The following is a 16,279-nucleotide window of genomic DNA, read 5'->3' on the forward strand; positions in this document are numbered from 1 at the left end:
AGCTAGTGATGATTCCAGAGTTCTCGTAGCTGATCTTTAACCCAGGCCACCATTAAGACGAGAAGGCTACCAATTAAGAACTTAATGCAAAAGTAGCTCAAATGATAGGAGTCTGGAAGTCCCCAACTTTCGTATGGAGGTACAAAAAAATAGTATGACAGGATTGCCCCAAAAATAAGCGCACTAAATCCTAATACCAGTCCAAATAAATGAGTGATTATCAAAGAATTGATGATAAAAAAGGCTAAAGGAAGCCTATCTGCCAGAATGAAAGAGAGCTCAAACCTAAGGGAAAAAGCAATCAAGATTGAACAGGTAAAAACAAAAGTAATTTGTACTTTTGCAAAATAAAGCTTATTGAATTGTTTAATTCTGGTAAGCGCCATTACTTAGGCTGATATTTCGGTGAATAAAGACAGCCGTTGACTTGAGTCTGAGATATGACAAATTGTCGAAATGCTTGGATGTTTTTCGCTGAGACAATTCCAGGATTTTTCCAGAACTGTTGGAGTGATTTTCTCGAGGTGATGTTTTTTTTATCATAAAAAGACCGACCTAGGTTTTTGACAGGCACTCCCGAACCGAGGGCCTTTAGGCCTAGGGTGGAATTAACTGTAACGCACCCTTTACAGTATGGAAGAATTAAGTCTAAATCTAATTCGTGAAGATAATAAATATGATTTTTTATCCCTAAAGTTTTACTTAAATTTTTGATAAATTCCGAATAATTTTTATGGCCGCGATCCATGGGGTGATGCTTAATAATTAGCTTTGTAGCTAAATTCTTATGCAGGCTTAGATGTTTATAAAAAGATGTAATTACCATCTCAATTGCATCTTCAACAGACTTAAAGTCAGAATGGTGGATCATCTGAGCATCATCATGTACTTGCAGTGGAAATATAAAATAGTTATTTTGCTCAGAGGGCTGGTGCTGGAGCAATTTTTTTATTTTAGACCAATCTTTAATTTTATAGAACCAATGGGCAAAGAAATTTTTAATCCATCGATAAGCAATGACAAGATTGAGTTCGCGATGGTGGTCATAGTTGGCGCATTTAAAAGGCTGCAACACATTTACTAACCAGTACACAATAGCGTGTCGTGTGATGTGTAAGTGAGACCATTCGTAGCGGGTTATTTCTCTATCATTTTGTTTTGCAATTATTTCGTTTCCGTAATCGATTATAAATTCTGATTCTGATCTAAATAACCGAGAGTTTGCGTTGACCCCAAAATAATCCATCGTAAAGTAGTGAGGTCTAAAATAACCCTCCTCAAAAACCCATAGATCAATGCCGTATTGTTTGCAGATCTCTTTGGCTGGAAAATGAATTGGCCGGCAGTCCCCAAACAAGAAGACTGCCTCAATCTGATGTTGGACAATGTAGCGCTCTAGATATTGAGGCCAGTACTCCAGCGTAAAGTCATACAAATGAGTATTGGACTCTTTTGGTGGGTAAAAATACTCATCACCAGGATTAAAGTTAATCTTATGGGTCTTACTGCCGCGCTGTTTTAAAAATCGAGCTAACTTAGAAAAAAATGGCCCAACTGGACCCTGAAGGAGTAGCACATTTTCATAGGCCGGAAGATTGGATAGCTCTAGGCTGGATTTGGTATTTACTTCTGTAAAGGCGTCACGATTAAGACCGTAGTTTGACAGTAGTTCAGTTTTAAAGGATTTTGTTACTGAGTCTATTGATTTTGAATACATATTGCCCCCCGATTTGGTGTTACCTTTAAATAAGCTTGCTGTTAATTCTTATTATTATAGTCAACTTTAAGCATATTATTAGCTGTAGGGCCAATTAAAATCCTAAAGAGAATTGATTATTAATCGCCACTGCTGGTGAAAAGACTGAGGTGATGATACTTAAAAATTTCATGAGCTCTACAGATGAGGCTACGGAAACGTAGACTACATCCTTGTTTTTCATAGGAAAGTTCTGCGCAGCAAAATAAGTCTCTGGTTTATTCATGTCAAATTGATAAATCACGGGTACTTTTCCTTCTGCAGTCACCCCAACAGTAGGCTGCTCTTTGGTAGCAACGGCTTTTGGTTCCTCAAAGCGAAAGATATAGACCCCCATTGAATCAGAGCGCATGTCATTAAGACCCCCAATACGACCCATAGCTTGCGATAGGCTAATGCCGGTAGCCTCAAACAGAATTTCATTATTGGTTGAGCCTGTGGCACCTAATGCTGTAAAGCTCAGCGGCTGAAAGTAGGCTGTAATCACATCGCCTGGCTGCAAGATGATATTTTGCTTGGGGTCTTGAATGATCGACTCCATCGCTAAGGACTGAATTTCACCTTGACGAGCAATTTGAATAGTAGTTTTATTAACCGGCTGTTTAAGGCCGCCGGCAGAGGCAATAGCATCGAGCACGCGCTCCCCCTTAGGGGTTAAAGGCAGCTGCTTGCTTTGATTAACTTCGCCGATAATCGTAGCCAAAGAGGTGGTGTTATCTACATTTTGGACAATTACTTGAGGATCATTAGCTCGGCCCTGTAAGTTCTTAACAATCGTATTCTCGATTTGGCTAATGCTCTTCCCAGCCACATTAATTCTGCCTATGAAGGGGATGGTAATTTCACCCTGCTGATTAACGGTTTGAGCCGGAATTCCGCTAGCTTGGGATACGGTAGGAGAAATGGTAACTGAAGCGGGGGCTGTACTAATTGTGTTCGAGTATGAACTTTGCCTAAATAGTATGGGTGGATATGCCTCCCAGATAAGGACTTGCAAGGTATCTCCTGGGTGAACCAGGTTTGCGGGTTGCCCCTTTGGCGCAATTCTACTTTTGAAAGATAGTGAATTTTGAGCCACCTTTACCCGATTTGCCACAGCATTGGTCACTGGGATGATCTGGATTGGGGAGTTCTCAATTGTTTCCTGAGGTGCTGCCTCGACCTGAGAGCGACTGGCGCCTGCAGAGGGTAAATAACCGGCACACCCCTGAAGTAGCAGGGTACTAAAAGCAGTAAAAATGAGAAAAACTCTAAATATTCTTGGTTTGGAGTACATCTGCCTATTTTATGTCATACCGATGGTTAATGACTGATTCATGCCCTTTGCTGGGGCATTCTGTTCTAGGCTCTGTAAGAGGCCTTAAAACTGACATAAAATTGTATAAATTGTTACTAAATATAGTGAATAAAAAAAAAGGGGGGGGTGGGGCTTTGTTGCGCAGCAAACTAAATCCTACTCACCAGCGTTATGTCAAAGAAGCTTATGGATACCTCGTATTGGGTAACCTATGGCTCCTATCTCACATTTGCCGTGTAATCGGTTATCGAAGCCCCTATTGGCGCCTTCAAAGTTATTTTCTCAAAAGAACACACTTATTTGATGCTGAATACTATCTTTCCAATTACCTGGATGTAGAGCAGCAGCAATTTGATCCTATTTATCATTTTGCCGCCTTCGGAGATAAAGAGGGCAGGCAGCCAAATCCATTATTTGATCCGCGTTTTTATAAAAGCAAAGCCCGCAGCAGATTAAAAAACGTCAATTCCCTATTGCATTATTTTTATTGCGGGCAGTACCGTCGCCATTCACCAAGTGCTTGGTTTGATATTCAGTTCTATATTGCCAATAATCGCGATGTATTCAATTCGGGCTATGAGCCACTGAGGCACTACTTAGAATTTGGTGGTTTAGAAGGTCGATCACCAAATCCGCAGTTTGATGGTAAATTTTATTTAAGTCAGCATCCAGACATCGCATCCTATGGCAACCCTCTATTGCATTTTATTGAATACGGTCGACTGCATGGTTTGCCCACAAGAGATTTGGGAGCTTCGGTACACCATCCGAACAAAGGGGGCGAAGAGTATAGAGGGTCGCTCAGCAATTCTATCGAGCAACTTGATACTGCTCAAAAGTTATACGAAAAAATTCTCGAAAAATTCCAAGATACTCAACTTTATTTAAACAAAGTTAATGGTTTAAATCCAGTAGTAGATATCATTATTCCTGTTTATAAAAATACCCTGGCGACCTTGCAATGCATTTCAAGTGTACTGAATACCAAAACTCGCGACATTTTTGAATTAATTGTCATCAATGATTGCAGTCCCGAAGTTCCTCTCAAACAATATCTACAAAAGTTCGCGAGCTTAGGTATTTTGACTTTGATTGAGAACTCGCAAAATAAGGGATTTGTGTATTCCGTCAATCGTGGCATGCAATTGCATTGGGATCGCGATGTCATTTTATTAAATTCAGATACCCAGGTATATGGTGATTGGATAGACCGCTTGTCTGCTGTATCAAAAGGCGATTCAAAGATCGCTAGCGTGACCCCTTTGTCTAATAATGCAACTATTTGCTCATACCCCCGTACTCTTCATGACAATCCATATCCACTGGAAATCTCCTATAAAGAATTAGATGAGCTGACATCTAAATTACATCAGGGTGAGGTAGTTGAGACACCTACAGGTGTCGGATTTTGCCTGTATATGAAGCGCGAGGCGCTAAAAGCTGTGGGGCTATTTGATGAAAAAGCCTTCGGAGTAGGCTATGGCGAAGAAAATGATTGGTGTCAGCGCGCCATTCATTCGGGCTGGAAAAATCTCATTTCAGCAGATACTTTTGTTTACCATATCGGACGATCTTCCTTTGGCGGCACCAAAGAAGCGCAACTCAATCGAGCCATGAAAATTCTGGGCAAACGATACCCAAAATATCATCAGGACATTCAAGATTTCATTGCGAAAGACCCCTTAAGAGGTGTGCGAGAGAGCTTGGATTGGGCACGCCTAGAGCTTCAAGCGAAAAAGCAAAACACCCTCATGGTTAGTCATAACCGCGGTGGTGGGAGCGAACGGCATCTGCAAGAGGATGCTCAAAAAGCAATGCGGAACGGGGAGGGTATTTTCTATTTGCGCCCGGTTCGAGCAAAGCCACATTTAGTTCGACTTCAACACGGCCTAGTAAAGCAATTATTAAATCTCCCCTATTTTGAATTAAGGTCATTAGACACTTTGAGTCAAAAATTAAAGAAATTAAATATCACCTCTATTCATCGACATAGCATGGTGGACTTTGAGGCAAACACTCCAATTTATTTAAGTGAATTAGCAAAGGACCTTCAAGCAAGATTGGTTGTTGACATACATGACTACGAAGTGATTTGCCCAAGGATTAATCTAGTTCACCAAACCGGAATCTATTGTGGAGAACCTGAAGAAGTGGGGTGCAATACATGTTTGAAAGAGTCTACAAACGTTTTTGGCGCAAAAAAAATTAGTGAATGGCGAAGCATGCAACATCAAAGCCTGAAGGGTGCATCGCTCATTAATGTACCAAGTTATGATGCAATCAATAGGCTCGGGGATTACTACCCAGATCTTCCCTTTAAATATACACCTCATGGGCCAGAAAACTTTAGTCTAGAATCGCTACCAAGCTTAGAGACTAAAGGCGCCAGCAAAGAAAAAGTAAGGGTTCTTATTATCGGGGCCATTGGCACCATTAAGGGGTTTAATGTGCTCCTAGGGGTTGCTCAAGATGCTATAAAACGTCAATTACCCATTCAATTCGTATTACAAGGATATAGTATTCATAATGAAATTCTTGAAAAATATGATGTTGCAATCAGTGGACGATATACCGAGCATGAAGCAATTGGTTTATGTAAATCTTTAAATCCCGATATTATTCTTTATCCTTCCGTTTGGCCAGAAACCTATTGTTACGCCTTAGATATTGCTTTCTTAGCCAAAAAACCAGTTATGGCATTTGATATTGGTGCAATACCAGAACGTTTAAAAAAGCAGAATTGGAAATATGGGATAGTTCCACTAAGTGATGCACTGCACTTTAATGCAATTAATAATTCCATTTTAAAGTTTTATAAAGAATTACATGCCCCAAGTTCACCGGATGCGGCAATTCATTGACCAGGATTAGACATGAGTTTATTTGATTTCCAATTGTTTAAAAAGAAAAAATCGACTGAATTATTAGAAAAAAATAATCAGGTCCAATTAAAGGCTCAAACTTCAATAGCTGAACGTGAGCACCCAGTTGCGGAAACCTCAAATAAAAAGAGTGGTTTTTTTGATGGAGTCCATGAAAGCGGATTTTTATATGGTTGGGCTTACAACCCTTTAGAGGCTGGCCGCAACCAAAAGCTGTATTTCTTTATTAATCAAATTTTGGTTGGTAGTGCATGGACCTGGCAAGATAGGCCTGATGTTGGTGAGGCCAAGGGGGTTGATGCTAGAAATGCTGGCTTTTACTGTGCACTTACCTCTGAGATATATTTCCAGTTACTCCAATCTGGTTATGAATTAACTGTTGCATTCGATGAGAAAGGCGGGGAAAGGTTGGGAGGGAGATTGGCGCTTGATAGCGTGAATATTCCGAAATTATTGGGCGGATCCTTGCGAAATATCGCCACTGATAAAGTCGATGTACCTTATGATCAGATTCTTAAAATTTTCTCAGCTTCATCTCTTTCTGAATTTATTCATTGGACCGATAAAGCCTGCATCTTTATAGACTATTTCTTGTCCCAATATCAAGTTCTGAGTGATAAGGAATTCTTAATTCAAGCGGAGAAAACTGCAAAAAGTTGGGGTTTACCGAATAATAATTTAGAGCTCAAGTTACTCCGCGTTCTATGGTGTTTAGAGCACAATGCAATAGAGCAAATAGATGTTAGTTCTTTAGAGATGGCTTTTCTTGAGAGGATACATCAGTCTGACCCCTTAGGAAACTATCAAGGGGTTAAAAGTCGAGATATTCATTTGCTAAATATTTTGCAGCAAAAATTATTTTTTCTTGCACAAAGTTCTAGCGATCAAATATTGCTTGCTATATCTAAAATTAGCTTTGCTTTTGGAAAATGGATAGAGAAATTAGGCGGCCAAGATCGCTTGGCTCTTGCTTTCTTAGATTTGGCAAGACATCAAGATGTTGTGAAAATAAATGACCCTTTGGCAGCAGAAACTTTGGGCAAACTCCAAAGAAGAGAAAATCGCAATATACTTGCAGCCGATAACTTTAAAGTTGCCATTGCATCGGAAAAATGTTCTTGGTACTCCTTTCACGAATTGGCTGTATTGATACGAATTTTTTCCCAAGAGGCACTCGGATATTCAGCATTGGCAATTGCTAAATGTATCTCTTTGTGGATTAAGGCATTGACCTTAAACCCTTCTCAAGCGCTGTCATTTAGAGAGGCTGTTAGTTATTCAAATCAATTTTTTGACAAGCTTTTATCACTTACCACTTTACAGGCCCAGTCGGGCTTTGAAATGAACGCCGTTGTTCATCGTGAGAATAATTTAATCGCGCTTAGTAAAGCAACAGAAGAGCTATATCTAGCCCAACAAATTGGAACCAGCCCAACTAATTCACAAGGTTGGATTGGTAAAAATAACCGAAAAATATTATTTTTAGGTTCAAAAAATCTCAATCAATGTTTTTACTACCGCATCTTTCAAAAGATGGAGACGCTGAAAACGCTTGGTTTTGAATGTGAATTTATTGACACTCAAGCATTATCGAGCATTGTTTGGCGAGAATCTCTGATGGGTGTGGCGATGTTATATCTATGCAGAACGGCACTCACCAATAACGAAAGACATCTGGCTTCCTATGCCAAAGCTTTGCAAATCCCCATTGTTTATGACGTTGATGACCTCATTTTTGACGCTGAATCTTTTCCGCCAAGTTTGAGTACCTATGCGAGGACTATCAGTCTTAAGGAGCATCTCCATTTACGTTTAGATTGCCCTTTGTTTTCTGAAGCCCTGAAAATGGCTGATTTTGTAACGGTCTCCACTCATACGCTTGCTAGTCAGGTGCAAAAATTTGTTGCTTTCAATACCCCAATTTTTGTTCTACCCAATTTACTTGGAAATTCGATAGAGGTCTTGGCTCGCAAACAGCGCGATCGCATGCAGGGTCAGGCCGGTTCTTTGGTGTCTAAAAATGCAAAAAAATCTCGTATCAAGATCTTTTATGGGAGTGGTACAAAGGCGCATAAGCAGGTTTTTTATGAAGTATTTTTACCTGCAGCCTTGGCCATACTTAAAGAGTTTGATCAAGTAGATCTGCATTTAATAGGTTTTTTTGAAAATTTACCAGCGCACCTTTTAAAAACGGGCCGTATTGTTTTGCGCGAGACAACAAGTGATTTTTTTGAATACCTCAATTTATTGCAAGAAATGGATATTAATATCGCCATTCTTGAACAGTCCTTGGTGACGGATGCAAAAAGTGAAATTAAATGGCTTGAAGCGGCCGCATTTGCAATTCCATCAATAGTTTCACCAACTGCAACCTATCGAGAAGCTCTAACTGACAAAGAAAATGTAGTCTTTGCAAAAACATCAGCCGATTGGAAGGCGGAGCTTCGATTTTTAATCTCGGACTCATTGGCACGAGACAGAATTGGAAAAAATGCTCAAGAATTAGCTTTGCAAAAATTTAGCCCTGCCAAAGGCGCTGATATCTTGCAAACTATTCTCAAGGCATCTGGAATGCTTCCTATGAAAAAAAGGAAAAAGCGAATCTTAATTTGCAATGTTTATTTTGCGCCCCAATCGAATGGAGGAGCCACTAGGGTTGCCGAGACTCAGGTGAGGGGTTTACTTGAGCAATATGCTGATGAATATGATGTGTATGTTTTAACTACTTCTGATTTTACTTCTAGCAGTGCAGGTTCTATGGAAGTAGAGCAATACTGGTATCGTGATTGTTTAGTCACCCGTTTATCCCTGCCAAATAATGACTGGTCAGCCGTAGAGAATCATGATGTTTATAGCTTCTGCAAACGGTTTTTTACCGAATATCAATTTGATTTAATTCATATGCACAGCATGCAGGTGTTAACAGGCTCTGTTGGCATGGCTGCAAAAGACCTGAATATTCCTTATATTGTTACATTGCATGATGCGTGGTGGCTATCTCGTTATATGTTCTTAATAGATGAATTTGGAAATTCAGTAGATCCTGCAAATCCCTTATCCGGAGGTAGCGTCAAGAGCCAGGACGAGATCAAAGCCTTGTTAACCCGTGACAAAATTTTGAGAGATGTTTTAAAGAATGCAAAGACGCGCCTAGCGGTCTCACAAAAGTTTGCTGACCTTTATATGAGTGCGGGTGTAGCCGATGTTCAAGTTCATGAAAATATAGTAGAGCCTTTTGAAGTTTACGAGCGCCAGCCTGATCCTGATGGAAAAATAGTTTTAGGATTCATAGGCGGAATGAGCAAACATAAGGGTTACCATCTATTTAGACAGGCGTTGGAAGAGGGTGAGTTTGAAAACTTTAAAGCCTTAGTCGTTGATACCAGCCTTAATGAAGGCGAAACGCATGAAACCATCTGGGGAAAAACAAGAGTCAAGTTTATTCCGAAAGTTAAGCAGGATGAAATTGGAAAACTTTATGCTCAGATGGATGTATTGGTTGCCCCCTCTATATGGCCAGAGAGTTTTGGGTTGGTGACTAGGGAAGCCATAAGGGCGGGGGTTTGGGTAATAACAACAGATAGAGGGGCTATTGGCGAATCTGTAGTCAATGGGGAAAATGGAAACTTAGTTTCTAATCCATCTTGCTATGAGCTCAAAAAAATATTTTCCGAGTTAAAAAAAATAAAGACTAAAAACAAAATCTTTTCATTGGATCAATCTTTTCATTCCTATTACAAAAAACTAGTTTATTTTTATGGATAATATGATTAAAAATAGATTTATATTGGGGATTGGTTCTCAGCGTGCAGGATCCACGTTATTGCATCATTTGCTAAGTAAATCTAGTGATATTTTTATGCACCCAGTAAAAGAGCTACATTTTTTCGACACGTTATACGGTTATAGAGAAAAGTCTGCATTAAAAGATTTTTCAACAAGGCAGGTATTTAATGATGTTGATAGAATTTTATCAGCTAACAATTTTGATTTTATAGGGTTGAAATTTAAGAACAGGCTTAGAACAAATAAAATATTCTCAAGCTATGATATTGAGAAAATAGATTATTATGATTTATTTAGACCGTACTTAAGCAAAAAATATCTGTTAGGGGAGGTCACTCCTGAGTACATGCTATTAAACGAAGAGCATATCATTAGAATGAAGGCGGTTATTGGTGAGGATGCTGGCATCATTTTGTTGTGTAGAAATCCATTTGATAGATTGAGGTCGGCACTCAAATTAATGAATGTTTACAATAATTTAAATATGGACGCTACAGTCGCAAATGATTGGCTAAGGTATCAGATATTGAATGAGACTCAATGGATTAAATGTCAGGATCTATATAATGACTATGAGAGAGCAATCAGATTGTATTCAAAACATTTTAGATTTTTTATTGCCCTAAGTTATGAGCAGCTAATTAATTCGCCCCTGGTAACTGCTAATTTAATTTCAGAAAAATTAAATATTAAAATTGAGAATGAAATATTTGCAAGGCTCTCGACAAAAAAAATAAATAGCTTATCAGATGAATTTTTTCTTAATCCAGAAACTATGGCTATAGTAGAGGCAAGGTATAGTCAATATAATTTATTTTTTAGAGAATTTTTTAAGGTTGAATAGATTTGTTTAAATTTTTAGATGTCGGCTCTAGGGGCGGTATTTCAAGTGAATGGGATTCCTTTAAATCACGCATGAGCGTTTCTCTTTTTGAGCCCGACAAGAAAGAGGCTCAATCACTTATCTCGAAATGTAGCTCTTTTAGTAAAATAAACGTTTTAGATTGTGCTGCAGGGGATATGGATGCCACTTTACCCTTATATATAACTAAAAGTAATCAGTGTTCATCACTTTTGAAGCCTGATATTGATTGGTTGAAAGATAGATATCCTGTCTTTTCTCAATTCTTTGAGGTAAGTGGTTCCGTCTTAGTTGATGTTAGGCGAATTGACACATTAATAAATTCGGGCGCTTTAGAAGTTCCACATGCTTTAAAAATTGATGTTCAGGGTTTTGAATTTCAAGTTATGAAAGGTGCTGGTGCGTATTTAGAGCAGATAATGGCTATACGTATTGAGGCGCATTTTAGAAATTTGTACATAGGTGAGGCTGATTTCTCGGAAATTAATAAATTTTTAGAATCAAAAGGATTTTCTCTTAGAAAATTTTTGCACGATAAGCCTCATTATTTTGCTGGGGATTTGATTGAGGTTGATGCCTTCTATATTAATAGAAAATATTTTCGTGATAATCCTCGAAAGTTAAATGAGGAAGCATTAAATATAATAAATTCAGCCTGGGATTTAAATACTTAATATTATGAGAGTTGCAATCGTTGAATTTTGGCCAGTACATGAAGAGGTTGTGCCATCATGGGTTTATTTCTTAAATTCTTTTGGAATCAAACCTGATGTTTATATAAATGATCGGGGAATTTCTGAAAAAGGTAACATATTTGATAATTTTAAAGAACTTTATTTTAATTTAAGATTAATTCCATTGCGATCTAGGGAAAACTGGAAATCACTTGAGGGTTATATTCACGACGGGAAATATGATGTTATATTTATTAACTCATTTCAGACTGTCGGAAGCGGATGGGCTTCAACATTGCCGGGTACTAAAATCTGCTTAGTGCATAACGTTATTGAATTTTATGGCAATAATATGATCTTTAATTTATCTGGAGCCAGAAAAGATATTATATTAGTTACCTTGAGTGAGTGTGCAGCTAAAACTTTAGAAGCGCTCTATAAATTTAGAGGAGTTAATAAAAAAGTTAAGTCCATTAATGCAAGCTATTTTCAAAATAAGTCTGCCTACATAAAGACTAAAAAAACAAATATTGGTATAGTTGGCGGGATAAATTTTAACAATAGAGATTATGGAAAATTAATACATCAGCTGAATAAAGGCTTTGATAGTGAAAACATATTTTTTAAATTAATTGGTGGGGGTCAGGATAGTAAAAAGCTATTTAATTTAATCGAGGAAAATGGGCTAGGTAGTAATTTTGTATTTTCAGCCAAAGACACTGCGAGAAGCAGTTACGTTAATTATTTTAATGGCATTAAAAGTTGCGAGTATTTAATTACACTATTTAAGCCTCAGACACGTTATCACTATAGCTCTGTATCTTCAGTAATTAATTTTTCTCTGGGTTTTTCTGTGCCTTTGCTACAAGATAGTGTTACAAGTCAGATTTATAACGTTCCCGGGTTTAATCTTGATGACTTTAATGCATCTGAAATCTTTAATAATTTATCAAAAATAGATCATCTTGATTACTGTAAATTAAGAGAAAGTGTTGAGGCATGTAATAGAAAAAAATTAGATAACTCCATGGAGAGTCTGAAGTCTATGATTTTTGATTAATATACGAATTTATTATGTTAAAAAAAAGCTTTTTTTCTCCACGAAAATCTAAACTTCGTTCTAATTCTATAATATGAACATCCGAATTACTGACTAAGCCGCCCTGTACATCCTGTTCTCTTGATATAAAAATTAGTCTGGAATTCTCTCCGTAAAGAAGTTTAGTTTGCTCCTTCAGTGACCTATAAAGCTGTTCAGTTAAAATGAAATTGTTGTAGTCTTGCCCTATTCCTTCCATCATGATTTTGAGGTTGGGTTGAATATTTGACCAGATAAGGAGATGATTCATGCCTGGAACTGGATTAATATTTGCTATCTTTTTCTTTATGTTGAGAATTGTTTTTTTTAAATCAAATTCATTAAAAATATATTTCTCATGCCAAAAGTAAAGACATTCAAAATGTTTATGAAAAAGCTTTTTTTTAAGTATCTCGTAATTATTTATATCCTCAAAAACTTGTTGATATCTATTTATAGATTTGAATAAATCAATTGTCGATTGTGGAGAAATTATAATGTAATCAAATACACCTTTTTCTATGTATGAATCTGGGTTGTTTAGAAAGAAATCTTCAATTTGGAATTGATTTATACAGCTACACCCAATTGATGAGACGATCAAATTATGAAAAATAACCATTTTTTCCTGAAGAAAAATATATGATAAATAAAAATGACATACTAAAAGCTTTTGAAGGAAGTATAGCTTTAAATCTGAAAATTATGGAGGAGCACTACAATTTGAGGTCACTTGTTGTGGAGCCTCCTTCTGGCTCACCTTTTTTTTTATTGAACGATCTTTCTGAAAGTATTAGCTTGCATCTTCCTGTAGATAGGGTGATTGGACGCTCGGCATTAATTAATAAATCTTGGGATATTGGTAAACAGAAATTCATTAGTGAAGTCACTAGGCTCAATAAAACCCCACTTACGCTTATTGACATTGGGGCGAATGTAGGTCTTTTTTCTAGACAATGTTTGTCTTCGATTTGCAATATAGAAAGCGCCTACCTTTTTGAGCCTCACCCGTTTAATTATGACTTATTGATGAAAAATTTTAGTGGTATGAAAAAGATTTCTTTAAACAATTTTGCTTTAGGTCCAGCCTCTGGAATTCTAAATTTTTATTTAGATGGTGAGAACGCGGGAAATTATTCATTAAATAAAAATGCTATGCCATTAAATTTTAAGGAAATTTCTGTGCCAGTACTCTCAGCAAATGAACAAATTAATATAATTTTCAATTCAAATCCCGGTAACAAATTTATATATAAGTCTGATACACAAGGCTACGACGAGTTAATTTCAACTTCCATATCATTGGATTTTTGGGATTGTGTCTGTTGTGCAATTTTTGAATTGTGGCGCATCAGGGATAAAAATTACAGTCAGGATGATTTTATTAAAGTACTAGATAAATTCAAATATAAAGCATTTGAAAAAAATCCAACTAAACAGGTTAGCGCAAATGATGTGATCCAATACCTTGATTCTGAAGATAAGCGTTATGACGATCTTCTTTTGTGGAATTAACCTAACTCAAATTGGGTTTCGGATTTTAGATTTTTATAGAAATTGATAGCATTTATTCCGTATTCAAATTTTCTTAACTTACCATTGCTGAGTACGTAAAAAGATTTGCAGTGGTTTTTAATTTGCGATTCTATGTGAGTCACAAGCACTATTGCTTTGCCCTCCCTTTTTTTATCCAACTCCTCCTTGTATCTCTCCTGAAATGCTCTATCTCCAACGGATAGAGACTCGTCTATAAGATAACAGTCAAAGTCTAAAAATAGAGATATTGCTAGGGCCAACTTACTTTTCATTCCGGTTGAGTATGTTGCTACCGGCTCCCTTAGGTATTTTCCTAATCCCGTAATGTCCTCTACCTGCTCTAGTCTTTGTTCTAAATTCAATCCATAAACTCTACAAAGAAATTTAATATTGTCAAAGCCACTTAGAGTTCCCTGTAACCCGCCAGAAAGTCCCATTGGCCATGAAACATTCATTTTTCTTATCACCTGACCATGCGAGCACTTTTCTGAGCCTGAAATTATTCTAAGTAATGTGCTTTTTCCGGCCCCATTTCTGCCTAGTATTCCCACTTTTTCACCTGGCATAATGGTTAGCGAGATGTCGTCCAATACTTTTCTATTTCCAAATCTGGCGCTGTATGTTTTGGTGACATTATTCAGAATTATCATAATCTTTGCGGTAGCTTTGTGCCGTAAATTTTGGCTAGCATTAATCCGATAAAATTTAACACTAAACACCAAATTGCAAAATAAGAAGGATCTTCGAAGGTTTTTATGTGCTCCCCAAAATATCCATGTTTCATCATTTCAGAGCCATTCACCATTGGTAACATTAATGCATATTTCTGATACTCGGGAGGCAGAAAAATTACGTAAAAGTATGCGCCTGAAATAATAATTAGTGCAACCGAAAAAAACCTCCATATTATTGATGCCGTAATATATTGCGCTACCAATATTCCTATGCTTAATCCAAATCCAAATGAAAACCATAAAAAAAGAGCCCATGCAAATATTAGAGTGATGGGGTCTCTAGGGGCTGGTATAAAGCCAAATAATATACAAAAAAACATGAGCAACACTAAGGACGCTGTATTTCCTACGGCCTCTAAAATAAATCGAGCAACATAAAAATCTAGCGGTCTTAGGTTTCTATGATGAAGCAAAGCTGTGTTGCTTTTGATGGCATTAGAGAGCAGGTTAACGGAATTTCTGTACAGCATTAAGGGAGCGTGCCCAATTAACACAAATGCTGTCAGTGAAATTCCATAGCCCACATAAGTTAAGTCTCTAAATGAGTGAACATAGTATAAAAGCCAAAAACTAAGCATAACTAATAATTGTTCGCAGAATATCCAGAGAAAACCTATATTATTTCTCCCCCATCTAGTGATAATTTCTCGAAGTATGAGAGCTTTAATTACCTGATATTGAATGGTTATGGGTGTCATAGATGATTTCGAGGTGCTAATCATGATGTTCTTTCACGCTGGCTAAAATAACTTTGGTTACTCCATACACCATTAGTGATAGTAGAAGGCTAGCCAAGATTCCAAGGAGCCTTTTGGGTTCAAGTGGATAATCCGGTAAATTTGGAGTAACCGTTCTCTCAAGATAAATTGTTTTCCGTTGAGCGTCAGAAATTGCCTGTGTTAACGCATCCAATGCAACTGCTAATTGTCGTTCTGCGGTATCCTTCTGTATTGCAAGATCAAGATAGTTAGCCACATAATTTTTTTGGTCACTATTTACTGAATTTATTTTAAGTTGACTAAGTTGAGAGTTAATCTTTTGAAGATTATTTCTCGATTCTTGTATTACCTTATCTGCATTAGCCATTAAATCATTTCGCGTCCGCTCGTTAATCTTATTTATCATTGCCTCGCCACCTTCGAGTAAAAGTCTATTTACTTCTTGTGCACTTTTTGCTGAATAAGTCTTTACTTGGAGGGTAGATAAATAATTTATTGGATTTATATCTACTGCAATTTGTTTTCTAAAATAGACAAGCAATCTTTCATATCCTGAATTTAGATGCATGCTTGCAAACCGATTAAATACGTCTATATCCCCTGAGGTAAATAATTTTTTTAGATCTATCTTTTGGTTTACAAACATCATTGCATCCATGGAAAGCATATATTCTGCTACCGCAGCACTGTCTTGCGCTACAGCGTTAGCAGATAGTGATCCGGCAATGGGGTAGTCGCTCACGGAGGGGTTTATTGGGTTTTGAGCTGTTCTGATAACAAACTGTGACTCAGAAATATAAACATCAGACGCCCAGAAGCCAAAATAAATAATGGAGCAGAGCGTTGGGATAATCACTACAACGATAAATAGAAGGCCTAATTTTTCTTCTACTTTTTTATAGGTTGAAATAACCTTATCTTTAGTTTTTGAGAAAGTAAGTTGCGTATTAGTCAT

At 37.3% G+C, this 16,279-nt stretch carries 13 protein-coding genes; 6 read left to right on the forward strand and 7 right to left on the reverse strand.

Going from position 1 to position 16,279, the window contains the following annotated elements; genetic code table 11:
- Nucleotides 1-2: 2 nt before the first annotated feature.
- The 3 genes from VC159_RS10435 to VC159_RS04945 form a co-directional block, all read right to left on the reverse strand.
- Nucleotides 3-386 (reverse strand): DUF4118 domain-containing protein, encoded by a 384-nt coding sequence (locus VC159_RS10435; RefSeq protein WP_416350426.1) that lies wholly within the window; start codon nucleotides 384-386, stop codon nucleotides 3-5.
- A complete protein-coding gene (locus VC159_RS04940; RefSeq protein WP_323472940.1) occupies nucleotides 386-1,717 on the reverse strand; it encodes a capsular biosynthesis protein in 1,332 nt (443 codons plus the stop codon). Before VC159_RS04940 ends, VC159_RS10435 begins: the two co-directional genes overlap by 1 nt.
- A 94-nt stretch (nucleotides 1,718-1,811) precedes the next feature.
- Nucleotides 1,812-3,032, reverse strand: coding sequence for a polysaccharide biosynthesis/export family protein (locus VC159_RS04945; RefSeq protein WP_323472941.1), 1,221 nt, complete (start codon nucleotides 3,030-3,032; stop codon nucleotides 1,812-1,814).
- Between the two features lie 125 nt (nucleotides 3,033-3,157).
- On the opposite strand from VC159_RS04945, the gene VC159_RS04950 reads away from it, so the two are divergent.
- Genes VC159_RS04950 through VC159_RS04970 form a run of 5 tightly spaced genes read left to right on the forward strand, consistent with a single transcriptional unit; the run spans nucleotide 3,158 to nucleotide 12,317 of the window.
- Nucleotides 3,158-5,914: a glycosyltransferase gene (locus tag VC159_RS04950; protein WP_323472942.1), complete on the forward strand. Its 2,757-nt coding sequence runs from the start codon at nucleotides 3,158-3,160 to the stop codon at nucleotides 5,912-5,914.
- A gap of 12 nt (nucleotides 5,915-5,926) precedes the next feature.
- Nucleotides 5,927-9,700, forward strand: coding sequence for a glycosyltransferase (locus VC159_RS04955; protein WP_323472943.1), 3,774 nt, complete (start codon nucleotides 5,927-5,929; stop codon nucleotides 9,698-9,700).
- On the forward strand, nucleotides 9,693-10,565 hold the full coding sequence (locus VC159_RS04960; protein ID WP_323472944.1) for a sulfotransferase: 873 nt from the start codon (nucleotides 9,693-9,695) through the stop codon (nucleotides 10,563-10,565). Before VC159_RS04955 ends, VC159_RS04960 begins: the two co-directional genes overlap by 8 nt.
- Before the next feature lie 2 nt (nucleotides 10,566-10,567).
- Nucleotides 10,568-11,257: an FkbM family methyltransferase gene (locus VC159_RS04965; RefSeq protein WP_323472945.1), complete on the forward strand. Its 690-nt coding sequence runs from the start codon at nucleotides 10,568-10,570 to the stop codon at nucleotides 11,255-11,257.
- Nucleotides 11,258-11,261: 4 nt separating this feature from the next.
- Nucleotides 11,262-12,317 carry a hypothetical protein gene (locus tag VC159_RS04970; RefSeq protein ID WP_323472946.1) on the forward strand — a complete coding sequence of 352 codons (1,056 nt, stop codon included), beginning with the start codon at nucleotides 11,262-11,264 and terminating at the stop codon, nucleotides 12,315-12,317.
- Here the strand turns inward: VC159_RS04970 and VC159_RS04975 are convergent.
- Complete coding sequence (locus tag VC159_RS04975; protein ID WP_323472947.1) at nucleotides 12,301-12,957, reverse strand: hypothetical protein; 657 nt, start codon at nucleotides 12,955-12,957, stop codon at nucleotides 12,301-12,303. The two genes, VC159_RS04970 and VC159_RS04975, sit on opposite strands and share 17 nt — an antisense overlap.
- 20 nt (nucleotides 12,958-12,977) lie before the next feature.
- Here VC159_RS04975 and VC159_RS04980 point away from each other — a divergent pair, with 20 nt between their 5' ends.
- The gene (locus tag VC159_RS04980; protein WP_323472948.1) at nucleotides 12,978-13,850 is read left to right on the forward strand and encodes an FkbM family methyltransferase; all 873 of its coding nucleotides are present in this window, start codon (nucleotides 12,978-12,980) and stop codon (nucleotides 13,848-13,850) included.
- Here the strand turns inward: VC159_RS04980 and VC159_RS04985 are convergent.
- From VC159_RS04985 to VC159_RS04995, 3 genes are read right to left on the reverse strand one after another with little or no spacing between them, the layout of a single operon-like run.
- Nucleotides 13,847-14,521 carry an ABC transporter ATP-binding protein gene (locus VC159_RS04985; RefSeq protein WP_323472949.1) on the reverse strand — a complete coding sequence of 225 codons (675 nt, stop codon included), beginning with the start codon at nucleotides 14,519-14,521 and terminating at the stop codon, nucleotides 13,847-13,849. The genes VC159_RS04980 and VC159_RS04985 overlap by 4 nt on opposite strands.
- The gene (locus VC159_RS04990; RefSeq protein ID WP_323472950.1) at nucleotides 14,518-15,327 is read right to left on the reverse strand and encodes an ABC transporter permease; all 810 of its coding nucleotides are present in this window, start codon (nucleotides 15,325-15,327) and stop codon (nucleotides 14,518-14,520) included. Before VC159_RS04990 ends, VC159_RS04985 begins: the two co-directional genes overlap by 4 nt.
- Nucleotides 15,320-16,279 carry a hypothetical protein gene (locus VC159_RS04995; protein ID WP_323472951.1) on the reverse strand — a complete coding sequence of 320 codons (960 nt, stop codon included), beginning with the start codon at nucleotides 16,277-16,279 and terminating at the stop codon, nucleotides 15,320-15,322. The genes VC159_RS04990 and VC159_RS04995 overlap by 8 nt, the downstream gene beginning before the upstream one ends.

Source organism: Polynucleobacter sp. JS-JIR-II-c23 (genome assembly GCF_035011225.1).
Lineage (GTDB): Bacteria > Pseudomonadota > Gammaproteobacteria > Burkholderiales > Burkholderiaceae > Polynucleobacter.

What these genes read in the sequence shown, in the direction of transcription:
- VC159_RS10435 (WP_416350426.1), bottom strand. Translation starts at nt 386, where the DNA reads ATGGCGCTTACCAGAATTAAACAATTCAATAAGCTTTATTTTGCAAAA.
- VC159_RS04995 (WP_323472951.1), bottom strand. Translation starts at nt 16,279, where the DNA reads ATGACTAATACGCAACTTACTTTCTCAAAAACTAAAGATAAGGTTATT.
- VC159_RS04980 (WP_323472948.1), top strand. Translation starts at nt 12,978, where the DNA reads ATGATAAATAAAAATGACATACTAAAAGCTTTTGAAGGAAGTATAGCT.
- VC159_RS04940 (WP_323472940.1), bottom strand. Translation starts at nt 1,717, where the DNA reads ATGTATTCAAAATCAATAGACTCAGTAACAAAATCCTTTAAAACTGAA.
- VC159_RS04990 (WP_323472950.1), bottom strand. Translation starts at nt 15,327, where the DNA reads ATGATTAGCACCTCGAAATCATCTATGACACCCATAACCATTCAATAT.
- VC159_RS04960 (WP_323472944.1), top strand. Translation starts at nt 9,693, where the DNA reads ATGGATAATATGATTAAAAATAGATTTATATTGGGGATTGGTTCTCAG.
- VC159_RS04970 (WP_323472946.1), top strand. Translation starts at nt 11,262, where the DNA reads ATGAGAGTTGCAATCGTTGAATTTTGGCCAGTACATGAAGAGGTTGTG.
- VC159_RS04985 (WP_323472949.1), bottom strand. Translation starts at nt 14,521, where the DNA reads ATGATAATTCTGAATAATGTCACCAAAACATACAGCGCCAGATTTGGA.
- VC159_RS04945 (WP_323472941.1), bottom strand. Translation starts at nt 3,032, where the DNA reads ATGTACTCCAAACCAAGAATATTTAGAGTTTTTCTCATTTTTACTGCT.
- VC159_RS04975 (WP_323472947.1), bottom strand. Translation starts at nt 12,957, where the DNA reads ATGGTTATTTTTCATAATTTGATCGTCTCATCAATTGGGTGTAGCTGT.
- VC159_RS04955 (WP_323472943.1), top strand. Translation starts at nt 5,927, where the DNA reads ATGAGTTTATTTGATTTCCAATTGTTTAAAAAGAAAAAATCGACTGAA.